The 17,786-nt window shown below is 61.3% G+C and carries 14 protein-coding genes; 5 read left to right on the top strand and 9 right to left on the bottom strand.

Translation table 11 applies throughout. The features are described from left to right. Nucleotides 1–156 precede the first annotated feature (156 nt). Nucleotides 157–906 carry a glucose 1-dehydrogenase gene (locus tag PMI07_RS11480; protein WP_007759894.1) on the top strand — a complete coding sequence of 250 codons (750 nt, stop codon included), beginning with the start codon at nucleotides 157–159 and terminating at the stop codon, nucleotides 904–906. 64 nt (nucleotides 907–970) lie between these two features. On the opposite strand, the gene PMI07_RS11475 is transcribed toward PMI07_RS11480, so the two are convergent. Then, on the bottom strand, nucleotides 971–1,612 hold the full coding sequence (locus PMI07_RS11475) for a TetR/AcrR family transcriptional regulator (protein WP_007759895.1): 642 nt from the start codon (nucleotides 1,610–1,612) through the stop codon (nucleotides 971–973). Between the two features lie 157 nt (nucleotides 1,613–1,769). Between PMI07_RS11475 and PMI07_RS11470 the strand changes: the two genes are divergently transcribed. From PMI07_RS11470 to PMI07_RS11460, 3 genes are read left to right on the top strand one after another with little or no spacing between them, the layout of a single operon-like run. Continuing rightward, nucleotides 1,770–3,920, top strand: a complete 2,151-nt coding sequence (locus PMI07_RS11470; protein WP_007759897.1) for a TonB-dependent siderophore receptor — start codon at nucleotides 1,770–1,772, stop codon at nucleotides 3,918–3,920. A 10-nt stretch (nucleotides 3,921–3,930) separates the two neighbouring features. Beyond that, complete coding sequence (locus PMI07_RS11465) at nucleotides 3,931–5,055, top strand: ABC transporter substrate-binding protein (RefSeq protein WP_007759899.1); 1,125 nt, start codon at nucleotides 3,931–3,933, stop codon at nucleotides 5,053–5,055. 14 nt (nucleotides 5,056–5,069) lie between these two features. Beyond that, on the top strand, nucleotides 5,070–6,200 hold the full coding sequence (locus PMI07_RS11460; RefSeq protein ID WP_024163750.1) for a siderophore-interacting protein: 1,131 nt from the start codon (nucleotides 5,070–5,072) through the stop codon (nucleotides 6,198–6,200). Nucleotides 6,201–6,350: 150 nt separating this feature from the next. On the opposite strand, the gene PMI07_RS11455 is transcribed toward PMI07_RS11460, so the two are convergent. From PMI07_RS11455 to PMI07_RS11420, 8 genes are all read right to left on the bottom strand, one after another. Then, on the bottom strand, nucleotides 6,351–7,505 hold the full coding sequence (locus PMI07_RS11455; RefSeq protein ID WP_024163749.1) for a hypothetical protein: 1,155 nt from the start codon (nucleotides 7,503–7,505) through the stop codon (nucleotides 6,351–6,353). A gap of 425 nt (nucleotides 7,506–7,930) precedes the next feature. After that, nucleotides 7,931–8,941, bottom strand: a complete 1,011-nt coding sequence (locus PMI07_RS11450; RefSeq protein WP_007756894.1) for an aldo/keto reductase — start codon at nucleotides 8,939–8,941, stop codon at nucleotides 7,931–7,933. A gap of 62 nt (nucleotides 8,942–9,003) precedes the next feature. After that, nucleotides 9,004–9,699, bottom strand: coding sequence for a RibD family protein (locus PMI07_RS11445; RefSeq protein WP_007756893.1), 696 nt, complete (start codon nucleotides 9,697–9,699; stop codon nucleotides 9,004–9,006). A gap of 79 nt (nucleotides 9,700–9,778) precedes the next feature. Beyond that, entirely contained in the window at nucleotides 9,779–11,038 is a 1,260-nt protein-coding gene (locus tag PMI07_RS11440; RefSeq protein WP_007756892.1) for an MFS transporter, read from the bottom strand. Between the two features lie 45 nt (nucleotides 11,039–11,083). Continuing rightward, entirely contained in the window at nucleotides 11,084–11,293 is a 210-nt protein-coding gene (locus PMI07_RS11435; RefSeq protein WP_007756891.1) for a 2TM domain-containing protein, read from the bottom strand. A gap of 249 nt (nucleotides 11,294–11,542) precedes the next feature. Then, the gene (locus PMI07_RS11430; protein WP_007756889.1) at nucleotides 11,543–12,301 is read right to left on the bottom strand and encodes an alpha/beta hydrolase; all 759 of its coding nucleotides are present in this window, start codon (nucleotides 12,299–12,301) and stop codon (nucleotides 11,543–11,545) included. A 140-nt stretch (nucleotides 12,302–12,441) separates the two neighbouring features. Then, entirely contained in the window at nucleotides 12,442–13,557 is a 1,116-nt protein-coding gene (locus PMI07_RS11425; protein WP_007756887.1) for an SMP-30/gluconolactonase/LRE family protein, read from the bottom strand. 146 nt (nucleotides 13,558–13,703) lie between these two features. Continuing rightward, nucleotides 13,704–14,585 (bottom strand): helix-turn-helix domain-containing protein, encoded by an 882-nt coding sequence (locus tag PMI07_RS11420; protein ID WP_024163748.1) that lies wholly within the window; start codon nucleotides 14,583–14,585, stop codon nucleotides 13,704–13,706. A 316-nt stretch (nucleotides 14,586–14,901) separates the two neighbouring features. On the opposite strand from PMI07_RS11420, the gene PMI07_RS11415 reads away from it, so the two are divergent. Continuing rightward, nucleotides 14,902–17,760, top strand: coding sequence for a winged helix-turn-helix domain-containing protein (locus PMI07_RS11415; protein WP_197032485.1), 2,859 nt, complete (start codon nucleotides 14,902–14,904; stop codon nucleotides 17,758–17,760). The last annotated feature ends 26 nt before the right edge of the window (nucleotides 17,761–17,786 follow it).

Genomic DNA, 17,786 nt, shown 5'->3' with positions numbered 1-17,786 from the left:
AGTTTGGCCCAAACTTTCGCCAGGATGAAACATATTGCCTCGTGAAAACCATAATGGCCCACCAAGTTATATTCGCTAAATACGAATATATTCGTTAAATTGAGATACTTTCGCGCATCAGGCCGCGCGTAGTCTGTACATCAGTGGAGGAAATTCATGCTACTCAAAGATCGGATTGCGTTTATCACCGGCGCTGGCCAAGGAAATGGCGCAGCCATTGCCCACGGCCTCGCTGCGGAAGGCGCTCGAATTGTCGCAACGGACATCAATGGCGATGCTGCGGCAAAGACCGCCCAGGAAATCATCGCGAAGGGCGGTCAAGCTTGGTCGTTCGCTCATGACGTCGCCGATGCGGCGAGATCCCTGGAGATCGCCAGAGAGGTCGAGGCAACGATCGGACAAGTCTCCATTCTGGTCAACAATGCCGGCATCTGCCCCCGCAACACAATCGACAGTCCCGATGTCCGCAGTTCCTGGGATGCAGCACTTTCTGTCAACCTGGATGGAACACTGAATGTCACCCTCGCTTTCGTGGCAGCGCTGCGAGCTACCAAGGGTACGATTATCAATATGGCGTCTATCGCGTCTTTCGTGTCCACCTCCACATCCATCAGCTACTCCACCTCTAAGGCTGCGGTACGGATGCTAACGCAAAATCTTGCCCAGGAACTGGCAAAGGACGGTGTTCGCGTCAACGCCATTGCTCCCGGCACGTTCAACACGGCAATGACTGCGGCGACGCGGAATGACCCGCAACGCTCGGAACGCTTCCTGTCGCGAATCCCTATGGGCCGCTTTGGCGAACCTCACGAACTCATCGGCCCGACGGTCTTTTTGGCGTCGGATATGTCGACCTACGTGACCGGTACAACGCTTGTCGTAGACGGAGGTTATCTGGCCTGCTGATCTGCTTGGCCCTGAGGAGAGGGCACACGCAAGGGTCGTTCAACTGCGCCCATGCAGACCCGAATTACGGTTTCAAGCCGTTGATCAGCCAGTTCCAAGTCTCGTCGAAATGATCCTGTATGGCCTTTTGCGGCTGGAACTCATCGCCTCCCATCATTGCCACCGACGTGGGCAGCGCGACCAGACAGTGGATCAAATGGTTGGCGAGACGAGCGGGATCACTTGCTGCGATCATGCCGGCTTTCTGCGTTAACGCGATAGCGTTGATCAACCGTTGCATCAACGGGTCGGGCTGAGGTGGAATCGGAGCGCTTTTTCCGAACACGACAGCTTCGCTGAACGTTATGCGTTTCAGCGCAATCAAATCCGGCTCCATGTTGATAAGCAGGAGTTCGAACATCAATCCGCGCAATTGTTCGAGCGCATCGCCCTCGATCTCGGGAAGTTGCTCAACGCGCTCGATCGCACGCTTGTGGGCACTGCCTACTACAGCCTCGAATAGGGCAACTTTCGAAGGAAATCGGCGGTAGACGGTATCCTTGCCGGCACCGCAGCGTGATGCGACCTGCTCCATGGATGTGCCTGCGAATCCGTTAAAGGCAAAAAGCTCGGTTGCCGCAGCAATGATCCGGCTTTCAGCGGCATCCTTCTCTCGTTTCGGGGGGCGCCCGACTTTCGTTGGCTGCCCGGTTTCATGTGACGTCATTTGCTTCCTCATTGACGAATGCACCATCTTCTGAAGGCAGGCGATAAAATTTGCCACCGTGAAAGTGGATAATTCAGCTCATATTATCTGGACAGGACGGTCCCGTTTGATTTATGGAGCTTACCAGAAATCGTAAGCTTCGACCACGGGGGCATTCATGAAGCAGCGTCTCTTCGCCAGAAATTTCCTGATGGCGACCACATTTCTGGTCGCCGTTGACAGCACGTTCGCCCAGCAGGCGGACACCCAGCTTGCTCCGATCGTTCTCCAGAGCGAAGGCAATGGCAGTGACACGTCAAATGGCCTGTTCCTGAAATCGACGGCGTCGGCGACCAAGACCACGACCCCCGTCGCGGAGACCCCGCAATCGGTCACGACCGTGACGCGCAAGCAAATCGACGACCAGAACCCGCAGACAGTCAGCGAGTCGCTTCGCTATACCGCGGGGGTTTTGGCGGACAGGGACTCCAATTCCCGCTACGACTCGGTGTTTCTACGAGGATTCGGCGCATTCGGGATCGCAACCAGCTACGTCAGCTATCTCGACGGGCTGAAACTCACACGCGGCCAGGCATTCGCCACGCCATCGATCGATCCCTTCTTTCTCGATCACGTGGACGTCCTGAAGGGACCGTCCGCCCTCCTCTATGGACAGGTCAACCCCGGCGGTCTCGTGAACCAGGTCAGCCGTGAGCCCTCCCCCGTGTCGACAAACGAAGTCCGCCTTGAGGCAGGAAGCTATGGTCGGGTTCAGGGTGGGCTCTATTCCTCCGGCCCCGTTTCCTCCGATGGCACGTGGCGATACGGCATCGGGATCGTGGGAAGGTCATCTGGAACGCGCTACGACGATGTGGATGAACGTCGTATCGGCATCGCCCCAGCGATCGGGTGGCAACCCGATGCAGATACATCGTTGACCATTTCCGGTTATTACCAGCGGGATCCGGAAGGCGGATATTTCAATTCGATCTATCCGAAGTTTCTGGCCTCGGCTCCGTTCGCCGGCGCTCTCGACCGCGACTTCAACATCGGCGATCCGTCTTTCGACTCCTTCGAACGTGACCAGTACGGTATCGGCTACAAGTTCGAGCACCGCTTCGACGATCTGGTGACGTTTCGTTCGAACTTTCGCTATTCCGGCGTCGATATCGACATGAAATCGCTGCAGATGAACGGTCCCCTCACCCCGGCCGGGACCATACCGCGCTGGGCCGTCCACTCCATCGAAGATGCTTCGGGTATATCGTTCGACAATCACGTTCAGTTCGATTTCGAAACCGGCCAAGCGAAGCACAAAGTCATAGCTGGAATCGATATTCAACGCTCCGACAGCAGCTGGGAATATCTGCTGGGTGGCGCGAGTTCGATCGATGTATCCAATCCTATCTATGGTCAGCCAATTGGTCCTTTTGCCTCGGTGATAGACAGCGACCAGTCGCTCCGGCAGACCGGCGTCTACGTTCAGGATCAGATCGAAATCGACCGGCTTCGCGCCGTCCTTGGCGTCCGCCATGACTGGACCGTTCAGGATACCGACAACAATCTGGCTTCGACATCGTCCCGGCAGTCAAGCGAGGCGACGAGCTATCGCGCCGGCCTGCTTTACCTCTTCGACAACGGCCTGGCGCCTTATGCCAGCTATGCGACATCGTTTGAACCGGTGGTCGGAACGGATGCAGGCGGTAGCCCGTTCAAGCCGACCGAAGCACAGCAATATGAAATCGGCATCAAATATCAGCCTTCCGGCCTCGACGCGCTGCTGACGCTGGCGGCCTTTGATATCCGGCAGCAGAATGTGCTGACGCCCGGAAGCGTCCCCGGTTTCAACGTCCAGCAAGGCGAGATCCATTCCCGCGGCCTGGAGTTCGAGGCCAGAGGCAAGCTCGGTTCGAATATCGAATTGATCGCGGCATTGTCGTTGCTGGATACCGAGGTATCCAGGTCGACGACCGCCGGTGTGATCGGCAATCGCCCACAAGCCGTGCCGACCTACTATGGCTCGCTCTGGGCAAATTATCTGGTCGATACCGGCCCGCTGGAAGGTTTGACGATTGGTGGAGGCGTTCGCTTTGTGGGGTCGAGCTACGCCGACGACGCCAATAACATCAGGGCCGATGGCTATACCCTGCTCGACGCCGCCGTTCGATATGACTTCGGCGCCCAAAACCCGGATCTGAAAGGCCTCGAAGCGACCCTGAACGGCACAAACCTGCTGGACAAGGAATACTATTCCAGCTGCAGCTCCAACACCTATTGCCAATACGGCAACGGTCGGACCGTATTGGCGGGGCTTCGTTACAAGTGGTGAGATCAAATCAGTGGTGATAACCAGACGGGCACTATGCGCCTCCGCGGTTCTGGCAGGCCTTGCGAGCCTGACGGGCGCGGCCTCGGCGGAAGAAGCGATCACGGTCATCGATCTGGCCGGGCGGACCGTTCATCTTCCCGCCAGACCAAAACGGATCGTCCTCTTCGAAGGACGGGACCTCGTCACCATGTCGCTGCTCCATTCGGATCCCGCCTCGATCGTCGCCGGCTGGGCGGCGGTCGACCGGATCGACAGCGAGATATTGCAAAAACGCCTTCTCAACGGGCATTCGATCTCGGCCGTCGGAAAACAGACACCCGATACCTTGTCCCTGGAAGGATTGATCGGGCTTGCTCCGGATCTCGTCGTGACGAATGCCTTCATGACGCCTCAAGGTGCCAACGATCCACTGCTGCAGCAGTTTCAGGAGCTTGGCATTCCGGTCGTTTTCAGCGACGCCTCCAGCAATGCCCAAAAGGAGATCGCTCCAACCGATCCTGTCGGCGACCTTAGAGTGGCGATGCGCATGTGGGGTACGCTGCTCGGCGCACAGGCCAAGGCCGAGTCGTTCCTTGCTTTTTTCGACCGGCAACTGGCGGATATCACCGCCCACCTGAAAGGCGCCGAGCCCGTCACCACCTATTTCGAGGTCCAATCAACGGTGGACGATTGCTGCTGGGCAGCGGGAAGGAAGGTCTGGGGGGACCTGCTGGCGATAGCGGGCGGCCAGCCGCTGCCAGAGGTGAAAGCGCCATGGTTCCAGAAGCTCTCCCTCGAATATCTGCTTGCCGCGCCGCATGAGGTTTACATTGCGAGCGGCGGCGGCTGGTCGTCCGGCAGCCGCCCAGCGATCGGTCCTGGCATCGACCAAAAGAAAGGCAGCGAAAGCCTGAAACGGCTCATCGAAGCAAGGCCGGGCTTTGATCATCTGGCCAGCGTCCGCGACAGACGCGTTCATGGGATCTGGACGGGACTGATCACCAACGCGCCACTCAATATCGTATTCGTGGCCATCGCCGCGAAATGGCTTCACCCGCAGCGGGGCGCTGACATCGATCCCGCACGCATTCTCGAGACCATTAATCGGGAATTTGCCGCCTTTCCCATTGAGGGCCCCCTCTGGGCCTCGATCTGAAAAGGACCAAGGACGTGAGAGAAACAAAAAAACGGTACCGTGCAACGGCGATCGTCCCCTTTCCCGGGCTCGATAACTATCTTGCCGCCATCGTGGACTCCATCGCCACCCACGACATGGCGGTCGACAACAGGGACGGAATTTACGAAGTCAGCTCGCCTTTCGGCAGAGCTCAACTCGAAGCCGGAGAAGGAAGCCTTCGGCTGGCAGCGGAAGCCGCCGATGCTGCAGGCTTGAACCGCCTCAAGCATGCACTGGTCGGACCGATCGCCTTTATCACCGCGAAGGAAATGCCGCATATCTCGTGGACGGGCGACCGAACGGAGCCGACGCTTCCCGACGACTTACGCATCCTGCATGTCATCCGCACGGAAGACCTGTCGCCTCGCCTTCGCCGGGTCACGTTTCGGGGAGCAAACCTCGACAGATACGATCGCAAAGATCAATTGCACTGTCGGCTCATCTTTCAGGAGCGCGGCACAATCGCACCCAAGTGGCCGATGCTGGATGACAATGGCCACGTCGTCTGGCCGGACGACGCTAAAATACCGACGCGCGTCTATACCATCCGGCATATCGACCTCGAGCGGCAGGAAATCGCTATCGATTTCGCCCTGCATGACAACCCGGGACCTGCCACGCGGTGGGCGATGAATGCCCGTCGGGACGATCTCGTCGGCATGCTGGGACCGGCCGGCAACGGCCCGAAGGAGGCAAACTTCTATGTGCTTGCCGGCGACGAAACGGCCTTGCCCGGCATTGCCCGTATCCTCGAAGCGCTTCCATCCAACTCCACCGGTCATGCCTTCATCGAAGTCGGATCACACGCCGATGAATTGGCCTTGCTCCACCCCGCCGGCATGTCGATCCGATGGCTTCATCGCAACGGTGCAACCGCCGGCACTACGGCCTTGCTAGAGACCGCCGTGAAAACGGTATCATGGCCGCAGGATCTTCAAGGCGCCTTGTTCTGGGGCGGCTGCGAACACAAGGCGTTCAGCAGCATCTATCGTCACCTGAGACGCGAGATCGGCCTGGACCGGGACCGGCTTGTATTCTACTCGCATTGGCACCGCTCGTTGAGCGAAGAGGGCATTATCGCTCGCGGCGCCGAAGCTTACCTGCCCACCGATCCAGACCGGTGATTGCAAGAAGGTGAGGAGAAGACAGGTCCGAGCAAAGACAGCCAAACTCGAGCGTCTTCAAGACCGAACAACGGGTGCGGTCAGACCACATATGCAGCAGAGCCCGGATCGCGCATCGGAGCACGCATAATTTCCCGGGATGCGCTTCGCTCATCTGCTCGGCGGAGCGCCGATCTCGCCGGCTTGCGGCCCGTGCGGATATTCAGGACTGTGGGAATGCGTCGCCTTGTCCACACCCGCAGGGCCAACATATCCGTCGGGGCCGTAAAAGGCGTAATGCAATCCCCAATAGGCCGAGCCGTAGAGCACGAAGGCGGCAGCTATTCCTGCCGGGATATGGCGGATCTTCGTCTTGAATTCGGGAAGGAAATGGGTTTCCCGACTGTGATCCGCGGCGACGGCGAGCAGGATCGCCATGATCAGCCCGTGGCCGATCAGGTCGACGCGCCCGAACGGCCAGACAGCTGCCGTGAAGATGACCAGCAGCGCGATCGCCGACAGCCGGCGGATCAGCGGCGTCCAGACGAGGCCGAGTCCCAGGGTGAATTCGGTGACGCCCGCCATCGGGATGAAGACGTCACGCGGCAAGCCGAATGTCAGGAAGGGCTTTTCGATGACGAGCGGATAGAACCAGCTGGGAAAGGCGAACTTCTCGAGGCTGGACCACATCAGTGCGATCGCCAGGCCCCAGCGAAGAGCCTCGAAGCGGTGAACCCGCCAATTCTCGCGCTTCGACGGTTCGAGGATCAGATAGGCGGCAACGCCGAGGCCGAGAGCGAGGTAGTCGAAGAGATGGAAAAGATCGTAGTCCCGGAGCGCCAGTATCCACAGGGCGATGATCCCGAGCCCGGCAATCGGCATGGTCCGGCGCGAGAAGATCATGCCGGCGATGACCAGCTGGAGCCAGGAAACCCATTCCGCCGGCGTCTTGAGATCGGGGGTCAGATAGACGCCGCCAACGGCGAATATCGCGACGAAAAATGACCCGATAATGGCTCTGATATAGTCGTCCAGCCGCTGCCACAGTGGTCCGGTCACCTTGTCGAGCATGTCCAGCGCCATGCCGCCATAGACGCTTCGTTCGACAGCGCGCGTCAGGCCGAAGAAGACCAGGACCAGTACGATCCCCACCCAGAACCATGTATTGACGAGGGTCGAAGGGATCGGCTCCGGGGCCGCGCCGACGATATAGGGCGCGAACCACTTGACGTGGGCCTGTGCGGATGTGGTCGCGGCCGCCAGCGAAATAACCGTCCCTGTTACAAAGAGCGGCCCGCGGCGCGATTCATGCAAAGCAGCGAACATGTTCAAGTCCTTGGATTGAATGCTGTCAGGAAATTGAGACTTTAAAAGCGCCGGAAGACGGGCTCTCCGAGCCAGACGCGGCCGACAGATTGATGACAAATGGTTGCGTCATGGCAAAGGCGAATTCGCTCCCATGGACGTATAGAAAAGGCGGCTTTACCGGCCGGCTGACATGCTTCAATAGGCTCTCCAAAAGCGCTAAGTGGGCAATGCATTGCCGATGAGTGCATTCACCGGTTCCGGGTTCGGAAAGAACTTCTAGAAATTTTCGGCGCACCATAGCCCGAAATATTGACTAAACCAATGATGGCATTTGCGTCGATACTGCCGTTTTTTTGAGTTGGATTGCGATCTCGGATGTTGCCGCGTCGATGCACATTCTGGCCTTGTCCGGCCGCGAGCCTTCGAAAGATCCGGCCCTCGATTCAATCCGCCGCCGGCACTGGGGCTAAGGGATTGACGAGGCCCGCCTGCCGCAATTCGCGCCAGAAGTCGGCCGGCACCTGCTCCGCGAAGGCTACGCGATCTTCCGAGATGCGTTCCGGCCGGCTGGCGCCTGGAATGACGCCGGCAACGGCTGGATTGGCCAGCGCGAAATGCAGGCCGGCGGCCTTCATGCTGACGCCGTAGCGCTCGGCGATCGCCTTGATCCGGGCAACCTTGTCCAGGATCTGCGGTGTCGCAGGCGCATATTCGAAGTTCGGGCCGCCGACGAGGGCGCCGGAACTATAGGGCCCGCCGACGACGATGCCGAGACCGCGCTCGGCGACCATCGGCATCACCCGTTGAAGCGCGCGATCATGATCCAGCAGCGAATAGCGGCCAGCGAGCAGGAACCCGTCCGGGCGCGGCTCCTGGAGCCCGAGCAGGAGTTCGATCGGCTCGACACGGTTCACCCCGAGACCCCAGGCCTTGATGACGCCCTCGTCCCTCAGTCGATCGAGTACCTTGAACGCACCGGTGCGGGCGCTCTCGAACACGCTCAGCCACTCGTCGCCGTAAAAATCCTGGGCGACGTCATGCACCCAGACGATTTCGATATGATCGGTCTTCAGCCGCTCGAGGCTGCCCTCGATCGAACACAGTGTCGCATCGGCGGAATAGTCGTTCACGACCTTGTTGGCGCGGCCGTATTTGAACACGCCGTTCTCGCCGAAGCCGCTGTCGCTGACGTCTTCGATCTCGTCGAGCACGAGCCGGCCGACCTTGGTGCTGATCACGTATTCGCCGCGCGGCTTGTCCGCGAGCGCCTCACCCATGCGGATTTCCGCAAGACCCGCGCCGTAGAAGGGCGCATTGTCGAAATAACGGATCCCGTCGTTCCAGGCCGCCTCCACCGTCGCCAGCGCCTCGTCTTCGGGAATGGCGCGAAACATGTTGCCGAGCGGCGCGGCACCGAATCCAAGTCGGCTGGGGAGAATATCCTTGAGTGGCATTTTCAGTTTCCTTCCTGGCTGTCGATGGCGGGCCGTCTGAATAGGTCCAGCTATGCCGGTGCTTACGTACTGGTGCCCGGGCGGCCGGACAAAACCCTGTAGCGCAAATGCAGAATACCTCCATCGAGGTTTTCTGCCGAAATGAAGTCCAAGGGCCGCGCTCCCTCGAGATTGTCGTCGAACGTGGTCGGCACATCCGGCTTGCCATCGGCAATCGGCAGGATCAGCAGGCTGACTTCGTCGATCAGGTCGCCCCCGAGGAAAGCTCCGTTGATCGCCCCGCCACCTTCCAGCAGCAGAGTTTCGATACCGAACTCGGTGCGAAGGATATGCAGCGCTCGGCTCAGGTCGAGATCGGCCTCACCGGCAAAGATGTATGAGATACCGTCCCTGCGCAGTTCGGCAAGGTAGTGGTCGGAGACAGCCGTGGTCAGGACCGCGATCAAGGCGTCGCCGTTCACGCGTTCCCGGTTGAGATGCAGGTGCCCCGACCTGTCGAGATAGATGGCATAGGGGGCCATTCCCGCGCCTGCCGCCTTCCAGGTCTGGCGCGGATAGCTTTGGTCGGTGACAACAGGACGGGCTTCGCCGTCCGCAAACGCCGCCATTGTGGTCCGCCCGACGAGCCACGCGTCGCTGCGCAGGTCCCGGTGCAGCATCTCATAGGCCTCGCCGGCGTCGACCGAAATCGGCCAGCCTGCGGTGGCGATCCGACCATCGATGCTGGACATCATGTGCAAGGTTACCCGAGGTCTCATGGTCGCTCCGAAAAATCGCTCTCCTACGCCGTTGCGCGGCAGACCCGGCGGATCCGCATCCGTCGCCTCAGCCGGATCGTCACGTGTCTACGCCGGCAGGCTCGGCGGTCATTGTCGTGATGAACAGGATCAGCCCGGCCGACGTCAGGATGAAGCCCGCCCAGACGGTCGACAGAAGGCCCAGCCCTGCGCCGATCGTGATGCCGCCCGCCCATGCGCCGAGCGCATTGGCAACGTTGAGGGATGCCAGGTTCATCGCGCCCATCAAGGTGGCGGACTCCGGGGCGAGGCTTGTCAACCGAACCTGAATGGTCGGGATCGCCGCCATCATCGTCGCCCCCACCCCGAACATCGCCGAAAAGAGCAGCCAGGAATTCGTGCCCCAGAGCGCCAGGACGACGAGTACCGCCAGCGCGCATCCATAACCCGCGACGATGCCGCGGCTATGGTACATGTCGGCCAGCCGCCCGCCATAGAGATTGCCGGCCGTCATTCCGATTCCGAAGATGGCGAGGGCGACGGGGATCATTTCCGGGCGCAGCATCACCAGATCCGTCACAAATGGTGCGATGAAGGTATAGACGGCGAAGATGCTGGAGATGCCGAGTGCCGCAACCGCCATCATCAGCCACACCCGGCCCCTGCGAAGGCCGTTCAGTTCATGGATGATCGAGGCGCCGTCGAGCTCCGCGGTGCGGGGAACAAAGACCCAGATCGACAGGAAAGAAATCATGCCGAGCGCCGCGATACACAGATAGGTTTCACGCCAGCCGAGGGTCTGCCCGAGGAAGGTTGCGAGCGGGGAGCCGAAAATGGTCGCAACCGTCAGCCCGGTCATGACGATCGCAAAGGCCTGGCCGGAGCGCCCGGGGCCGACGACATGGGAGGCCACAACCGCCCCCGCTCCGAAATAGGCGCCCTGCGGCAGGCCGCTGATGAAGCGTGCGACGACGAAAAGACCCAACCCATCGGCAAGCGCGGACAGGATATTGCCGACGACGAAAACGCCGATCAGGAGAAGCAGCAGCGAACGACGGTTCAGCCGAGCTGCCGCGAGAGTAAGCGCCGGAGCGCCCACCACCACGCCGATCGCGTAAGCCGTGATCGCATGGGTTGCGGTTGCCAGGTCGACCCCGAGGGTCGCTGCGAAAAGCTGGATAATCCCCATACTGGCAAATTCGGTGGTGCCGATGCAGAACGTTCCCAAGGCCAATGCCAGCAGGGTCAGCCTGCCCGATCTTGCTGCGGGGGCGGCGACGGCTTCATCGACGGGAGAGGCACTTTCGCTGACGGCTCCGGCAGCTGCCTCCACCATTTCGGCATCGTTCGAAACAGACATGGTTCACCTCCTTTATTCTGGAAACGTCATCGCGCGTTGAAAACCTCAAGGGGTTCCGGTCTTGCCAGCGTCCTGGCGGCGGACGGACCACCAATGGGCAATCAGGCCGACGCCCCAGCCCAACAGAACCCAGTGAACCCAATAGGGCGAGCCGATCAACAGGTTGACGATGACAAGTACGATGATCACCGGAACGAAAACGATGGCATGGATGCGAAGGCCGAGCTGCCTCTGCGCGGGGCTGGCGTTTTTCATAATGCTCTCCAACAGCATTGGAATTGACGATATCCCGGAGCGACTGCGCCCACGGGTGAAGGGACTGCCATGCCAGATTGCATCCGGATCCAACCGGATGCTGCGATGGCGGGCTCTGTTTATGATCAGCAGGTTAGCCCGATGGGGGATCGCACTCTTTGCGAATATTGCTGTTTGTTTGAACCTGATTGCTCCTTTTCGGAGACCGGCCGTTCTCCCGCCGGAAGAGCATCGAGACGAGCAACGCGGTCACTTCGTACCGTCGACAGCCGCAAAAATCGCATCTGCCACCGCCTGCGGCTGCGACAGCATCGGCACGTGGCTCGATGCCACATGGCTGGTCGTCGCCTTCATCGTCTGGGCAAAAACCTGCTGCAGGGCTGCCGGAATAATCTGGTCGTTGTCGGCGATGACGAACCAGCTCGGCTTCTGGGTAAAGGCGGCGGATGTTACCTTGCCGTCGAAAGCGCCGGCGAAAAGCGGCGCCTGGGTCGCCGCCAGCAATGCCGCCTCGCCGGCTGGAAGATCGGGCGCGAAATAGCGTGCCATTCCCGCAGCCGACCAGGTGAGCGCGCCCTTGGCGTCGGCGTGGATTTCCTTCGACCATTCCGGCGGCCGGGGTGCCGCTCCAACGATCGCGTTGACCGACTGCCCCGGCGATGGTGCAAAGGCCGCTACGTAGACCAGCGCGCGCACCTTTTTGCTGTTGCCGGCCTCGGTAATCACCGCCCCTCCATAGGAGTGACCGACCAGGATCACATCGCCCTGCCGATCGTCGATGACCCGGCGCGTCGCCGCGACGTCCGCCTCGAGCGAAGACAGCGGGTTGTGCACGGCAACGACATCGAGCCCCCGCGCCTGCAGGAGCGGCACCACCTTTGCCCAGCTCGATCCGTTGGCCCAGGCTCCGTGTACCAGCAAGATCGACGGCGCGTCGGCCGCCCAGGTTGGCGACATCAGGCCCGCGGCATTGATGGCGGCCGCTGCGATGACATGCTTGAACGACATGGCAGTTCTCCTTTGCTAGATGGCCCGGCCCAAGCGGCGGGGCCACGATGTCAAAATTGATGGATCGACGTACCGCACCCGTCCTCCGCCGGCGTTGAACGCCACTGAGAATGACTGCCGGTCCGCAAATGATCGGCGCGTTATCGCGGCAACCAGCCGATTGCAGGCGCGTGCAGGCTGTGGATGTACAGACGGTCGGCCGTTTCGGTCGCTCCGGTCGTCTCGGGATAGGCGCCTTTGGGATCCTGCAGGTCCTCGGTGACGCGGCCTTCCTCGTTGATCGCGAAGACGTGCCCGTAGAGCTCGCCGGTCGGCAGGAAGGATCGTGGCAACCGCAGTAGGATCTTCCGCAGGAACGGCCGCTCCGCAAGTGAATCCGCCGCCGGGTTGCGCGGCCTGAACAGGCCGACCCAGATGCGCCCGTCGCGTCCCCGCATCAGGTTGTCCGGATAGCCCGGCAGATTGTCGAGCAGGACGCGGGCCTGCGGCGAGCCGCTGCCGACGGCCAGGTCATTTGCATGGCCATCGATCTTCCAGATCCGATACCGGCCCGTTTCGTTGACGAACAGGCTCTGCCCATCAGATGAAAGGGCAATTCCATTGGCGAACGAGAGACCGCGAGCGACGATCCGCGTTCTGCCGGTTGCGGGATCATAGGCGAGCACCCGACCGCTCGCCGATTGCTCGATGATGTCGAGCACGCTCGCTTCCAGGGTCCCGCCCCATTTCACCGGAGAGAACCGCGTCGACGATTCCGTGAAATAGATGGTTCCGTCCGACGCGACGACGACGGAGTTGGCATAGCCGATCGGGTCACCCGCGCTCACGCGGTCGGCCAGCAGACTCACCGTTCCGCCAGTGTCTATGGCGAGCAATCCCCTCATCGCGTCCGCGGCGATCATCCGCCCCTCGGCGTCGAAGTCGAAACCGAGAACCCGCCCGCCCGTGTTGGCAAACACTTCCCTGTTGCCGCCATCGGCATCCATGCGCAGCAGGTTGCTGCTGGTCATGGCCGCATAGAGCTTGCCGTCCCGTCCGATCGCCATGTGTTCCGGGCCGAATTCGGTCCCGATGTCGATCTTGCGCAGGCCGGAGAGACGCGTGTTGACCGCATGAGCGCCAGTATAACCGGGCGGAATTGGAGCCGGCCACGACACCGGCGTCGCGGGAACCGGCCAGAAGCAGAGGTAGACAGCTGCCGCGACAAGCAGGAGCGCGACGGCGCCGGCAACTCTTCGAATAATCTTCGCCCTCACCTCATGCCTCCGGATCCGAGCGGGTCGAGCAGCCTGCGACCCCGTGAGCGACTTCTAGAGCGTGGAAAGGGTGACGGTATTTCGAAATATTGCGCAGCTCTGCGCCGATATTGCTGTTCTGCACCACGAGCGTGGACCACTGCCCGTCAGCACGCGGGCAATTCGCGATATTGGCGCGGCGTTACCCCGGTCACCTTTCGGAACGTGCGGGCAAAATTGGCCTGCGACCCGAAGCCGGTATCGAGAGCGATCTCAGCGATGCTGGACCGTCCGGACAAGAGCATCTGCTGAGCGGCCCGAATGCGGCGCTCGATCACGTAGCGATGCGGCGGCAGTCCGGTCGTGTCGTGGAAAAGACGCGAAAAATGGAATGGGCTGAGACAGGCTTCGCGGGCCAGATCGTCCAGCGCGATGTCGTCCCCCAATTTCGCCTCGATAAAATCGAGCACTCGCTGCAGCCGCCTCGCATCGAGCGAAGGCGCCCGTGTCGACGGCCGCCAGCGATCGACGGTATAGTTGCCGAGGAGGTGTGCCGCGAGCGCGGTGCGCAGGCCATCGGCGAAGATACGAACGACAGGCTGGGCGTCGCGACCGAGCACGCCATACAGGCTCGCGCTGATCTGCACCAGCATGGGATCGGTAAAACCGCCAGCATAAGCCAGCCGGGTTCTGTCCGGATCGATCCCGTAGTCGGCGAGTGCGGTGTCTTCGAGCAATTTGGCGGGCAGGAAGACAAGCAGGCATTCGACCGGGCCATCGAGCTCGAGCAGGGTCTCGTGGGTGCCGGCCGGCACCAGCCAGCTCGTTCCCGGCCGTGCGATACCTTCCTGCACCTGCCCGTCGCCCATGCGCCGGAGCCTCGCCTGGCCTGACAGGATATGGACGAATTCCGTGCATTCCGGCCTGACGCAATTCTGCGCTCCAGACCGGATATGCCTGTGCTCGACGCGCAGCGCCTCCCATTCGGCCGCATCGCCGATCAGCGTAGTGGGGTGATATTTTCGATCCCCGTGAGTGAGCAGCGGCATTCAGGCATCCTCAGCATTGCTGCCCTGATCGAGCCGGCAGCCCGGCAGCCAAGCCAACAGGGATCTCCGCCTTGCTGGCGGAGATCCATCTGGGCGAGAGCCGTTGAGTGCTGGAAATCGGGCTTTGAAACCGGTGGGGATCTTGCCATGCCGATCGTCGTCCGCCGAGTTAATTCCGGTTAAAAGCGATGCAGCTTGGTGAGGCATAGTTGCGCCATGGCGTTTCCCCTTTAAGAGCTTTTGTTTCCATGGCGGGCTCCCGGCATGTTATTCAGGCAGCCGGGACAATTGACTTCGAATGAAGGGGGACGATGTGGTGAGCGATCTTGCGCCGCGGCATTCGCGGTCATTCCTCTTCGGGCCATTTCAATTGCTCCCCGAACGCCAGTTGCTGATGCGTGGCAAGACGCCCGTTCGCATTGGCGGGCGAGCGCTGGATATCCTGACGGTGCTGGTCGAACGTCCCGGAGAAGTCGTCGGCAAGCGCGAACTCCTGTCCCGCGTCTGGCCGGACACGATTGTCGAGGAAGGCAATCTCAAGGTCAACATGGCCGCGCTGAGGCGAGCGCTGGATGAGGGTGAGGACAGCTCGCATTATATCGCGACCGTCGTCGGTCGAGGTTATCGGTTCATCGCGCCGGTCCAGTATTCCGGCTCGACTCTCTTCTCACCTGATGCCGAGCTGACGGCACCACGCAACCACAACCTGCCGACCGCAACCACCCGCATCGTCGGCCGGCAGGATGCGATCAACGCGATCCTCAGGGAATTGCAGGATGCCCGTATCGTCTCGATCGTCGGCGCCGGCGGGATCGGCAAGACGACCGTTGCCCTTGCGGTCGCCGAGCATTCGGTGGGGCTTTCCAGAGACGGTGTCTGGCTGATCGACCTCTCCCCGCTCAAGGACCCGACCCTTGTCCCGAACGTCATCGCCACGGCCATAGGCCTTGCGGCGCATTCCGCCAACATGCTCGCGGCGCTGAGCGGATTTCTCCGTGACCGCGAAATGCTGCTCGTGTTCGACAGCTGCGAACATATCATCGACGCCGTCGCCGCTAGCATCGACCGGATTCTGACGGACGCGGCTGGCGTCAAAATTCTGGCGACCAGCCGTGAACCGCTTCGGGTGAAGGGTGAGCGGGTTCGCAGGTTGCCGGGTTTGGCCACTCCGGCCGAGACGCGCGAACTCAGGGCGGAGGCCGCACTGGCTTTCCCGGCCATCCAGCTGTTCGTCGACCGTGCGGTGGACCGGCTCGAATCCTTCAGTCTCAGCGACGCGGATGCGCCGCTTGCCGCGGAAATCTGCCGCAGGCTCGACGGTCTGGCGCTCGCCATCGAACTGGCCGCGACCCGCGTCGATGCGTTCGGCATTGCCGAATTGCTGGAGCAGCTCGATGACCGTTTCCGGCTGCTGCAGGGCCACAGGGGCGGTATTGAACGCCATCGCACGCTCACGGCAACGATCGACTGGAGCTACGACCTTCTCTCCGAAAGCGAACGCGCCGTCATGCGCCGGCTTGCCATATTCGCCGGCGTCTTCAGCCTAGACTCGGCCTGCGCCGTCGCCACTGATCAGCATATCGATCGCGTTAGGGTCATCGAGGATATCGCCAGCCTGGTTGCCAAGTCGCTGCTGACCGCCGAGGTGTTCGACACCGAAGTGGGCTATCGAATGCTCGACACCACCCGCGCCTATGCACTCGAAAAGCTGGCCGCGAACGACGAACTCGAAAGCGCCAGACTGCGCCACGCGGAACACTGCCTCGATCTCGTCGCGCTGGCAAAGGCCGATGCGGATCGCCTGTCGCGTGCCGAATGGCTCGCCCGCTATGGCGCCAAGACCGACGATCTGCGTGATGCGATGCGGTGGGCTTTTACTGGCCCCGCCACCGCCGCGCTCGGCGTGAGGCTGACGGTGGCGGCCATTCCATTCGGCAAGCAGGTGTCGCTGGTCGAGGAATGCCGGATGGCGGTCGAACGGGCACTGGACGACCGCTTTCGTGCCCATCGAAGCATCCGGGACGATTTGATGCTGAACCTGACGCTCGGGGCGACATTGCTGCACACGCGCGGTCCCCTGCTGCAGGTCAAGTCGGCTCTGACCAAGGCGCTCGGCCTCGCCGAGGAGCTCAACGACACGGATCTCCAGGTGGCCTGCCTTCGGGGCCTGTCTGAATACGAGTTATGGACCGGCGACTCCCATTCGGCGATTGCCGTCGCCAAGAGAATCCGGGCGCTCGAAACAGGACATGAGGAGGCCGCAGGCGACGCCAATGCGCAAGCCGGGTCCGCCCTTTCCTGGCTGGGGGCACTGGCCGCCTCCCGGCACCAGCTCGAGAACATCGTCCGAAGACCTGTTACTCAAAATCTACGCTCGGACGTCGCCCGCTTCGAGTTCGACCAGCGGCTGACCGCACAGGGCGCGCTGGCGACGGTTCTCTGGCTGCAGGGATTTCCGGACCAGGCGGCCGCGGTGGCTGAGCGGCAACTGAAAGAAGCCGAGGCCTCCAACTACGCCGTTTCGCTCTGCTACGCACTTCTGCACGGCTCGCTCATCATCGCCATGTATGTCCGCGATTACGAATCGGCCTGGGGTTATCTCGACAGCGGCCTCGAACATGCGACCAGGCATGGCCTGTCGATCTGGCGGAATATGGGAATGTGTACGCGCGGCCGATTGAACCTTTATACCGGGCGCCACTTCGATCTGGCAGCTTACCGCGATGCACTTGCCGAGGTGCGCGATGGCGGTTTCCGCATGCGGTACCCCAACTATCTCACCAATTACGGCGAGGCGCTTGCCCGCCAAGGCGACCTTGCGGGCGGACTTGCAGCCATCGACGAGGCGATGGAAATCTCGGAAAGCCGCGGACAGGTCGTCGGCATCCCCGAAATGCTGCGCATCAAGGGCAATGTCATTCGCTTCCAGAATCCTGCCGGGCGAGACGAGGCAACCGAGTGTTATCGGAAGTCGATCGAACTCGCACGCCGCGACGGCGCTTTGTCCTGGGAACTGCGTACCGCGATCAGCCTGGTGAAGCTTTCGCGCGAACGTGGGGGTAGCGACGAGGCTGAGGACATGCTGGCTTCCGCCTACGCCCGTTTCCAGGAAGGGTTTTCGACGGGCGATCTCAGGCGTGCCCGCGCGCTGCTCGACACTCGACGGGCCTTGTGAAAGTCGGATCAACCTGATCGTTCCAG

This window comes from Rhizobium sp. CF080, assembly GCF_000282095.2.
GTDB lineage: Bacteria > Pseudomonadota > Alphaproteobacteria > Rhizobiales > Rhizobiaceae > Neorhizobium.
The sequence above is the reverse complement of the archived record's forward strand: the minus strand, read 5'-3'. Positions and strand labels throughout refer to the sequence as shown.

Coding starts and splice junctions, on each gene's coding strand:
- PMI07_RS11420 (WP_024163748.1), bottom strand. CDS start 14,585: ATGCCGCTGCTCACTCACGGGGATCGAAAATATCACCCCACTACGCTG.
- PMI07_RS11445 (WP_007756893.1), bottom strand. CDS start 9,699: ATGAGACCTCGGGTAACCTTGCACATGATGTCCAGCATCGATGGTCGG.
- PMI07_RS11435 (WP_007756891.1), bottom strand. CDS start 11,293: ATGAAAAACGCCAGCCCCGCGCAGAGGCAGCTCGGCCTTCGCATCCAT.
- PMI07_RS11440 (WP_007756892.1), bottom strand. CDS start 11,038: ATGTCTGTTTCGAACGATGCCGAAATGGTGGAGGCAGCTGCCGGAGCC.
- PMI07_RS11450 (WP_007756894.1), bottom strand. CDS start 8,941: ATGCCACTCAAGGATATTCTCCCCAGCCGACTTGGATTCGGTGCCGCG.
- PMI07_RS11430 (WP_007756889.1), bottom strand. CDS start 12,301: ATGTCGTTCAAGCATGTCATCGCAGCGGCCGCCATCAATGCCGCGGGC.
- PMI07_RS11480 (WP_007759894.1), top strand. CDS start 157: ATGCTACTCAAAGATCGGATTGCGTTTATCACCGGCGCTGGCCAAGGA.
- PMI07_RS11455 (WP_024163749.1), bottom strand. CDS start 7,505: ATGTTCGCTGCTTTGCATGAATCGCGCCGCGGGCCGCTCTTTGTAACA.
- PMI07_RS11470 (WP_007759897.1), top strand. CDS start 1,770: ATGAAGCAGCGTCTCTTCGCCAGAAATTTCCTGATGGCGACCACATTT.
- PMI07_RS11475 (WP_007759895.1), bottom strand. CDS start 1,612: ATGACGTCACATGAAACCGGGCAGCCAACGAAAGTCGGGCGCCCCCCG.